Below are 1,006 nucleotides of genomic sequence, written 5' to 3'. Positions count from 1 at the left end.
TGAATCGCCCCGGGTTTGTTAGAGGCTCGCAAGTGCCGCGTCGGCGGGTGCCGGTGCGGGGTGGTTGTGATGGTAGGTGTCCTCGAGCTCGACGGGCGGGATCATGCCGATCTCGCCGTGAAGTCGCCGGTGATTGAACCAGTCGATGTATTCCGCGGTCGCGATCTCGAGGTCGTCGATGTTCTTCCAGGGCCCGCGGTTGCGGACCAGTTCAGCCTTGAACAGCGAGTTGAAGGCCTCGGCCAGGGCATTGTCATACGAGTCGCCGGTGGAGCCGACCGAGGCGGCCGCGCCGGCCTCAGCAAGACGCTCGGTGTAGCGGATGGCGACGTACTGAACGCCCTTATCGCTGTGGTGCGTGAGCCCGGTGACGGCCTGGCCTGCGTGATCGCGGGTCCAGATGCCCATCTCGAGCGCGTCCAACGCGAGGTCCGTTCGTAGCGACTTCGACAGCTGCCAGCCGACCACGCGGCGGGAGAACACGTCGATGACGAACGCGGCATACACCCAGCCGGCGAAGGTGCGGCAGTAGGTGATGTCCGCGACCCACAACTGGTTCGGAGCGGTCGCGGTGAAGTCACGTTCGACCAGGTCAGGTCGATTGTCGGGGCCGCGACCGGAGATCGTGGTGCGCGGGCCCTTGGCTCGGCTGATCCCTCGCAACCCCGCGACGCGCATGAGCCGCTCGACCGTGCAACGCGCCACCGAGATGCCCTCCCGCAGCAGCTGGGCGTGGACCTTCTTCGCCCCGTAGACGCCGAAGTTCGCCGCATGGACGCGGTGGATCTGGACCAGCAGTTCCTCGTCGCGTAGTGCTCGCTTCGAGGGTGGGCGGGTCTTGAACGCGTAGTACGTGCTCGGCGCGATCTGCGTGCCCGCTGCGGTCAGCGTTCGACAGATCGGCTCGACGCCGAACTCATGCTTGTGCTGGTCGATGTACTCCACGATCAACGCTGTGGGCGGTCGAGCTCCGCCGCGAAAAAAGCCGAGGCTGACCTCAGGATCG

The 1,006-nt window shown here is 65.9% G+C and carries 1 protein-coding gene and 1 other annotated feature; the gene reads right to left on the bottom strand.

Annotated elements, in window-relative coordinates; translation table 11 throughout:
- Window positions 1–18: 18 nt before the first annotated feature.
- A partial coding sequence (locus QSJ40_RS12545) for an IS3 family transposase (protein WP_285731338.1) occupies window positions 19–1,006 on the bottom strand: 988 nt, incomplete at its 5' end.
- Window positions 859–987: a sequence feature (AL1L pseudoknot), on the bottom strand. (Overlaps the previous gene by 129 nt.)

It is taken from the genome of Kocuria sp. NBRC 114282 (genome assembly GCF_030268385.1).
Lineage (GTDB): Bacteria > Actinomycetota > Actinomycetes > Actinomycetales > Micrococcaceae > Kocuria > Kocuria palustris.
The sequence above is the reverse complement of the archived record's forward strand: the minus strand, read 5'-3'. Positions and strand labels throughout refer to the sequence as shown.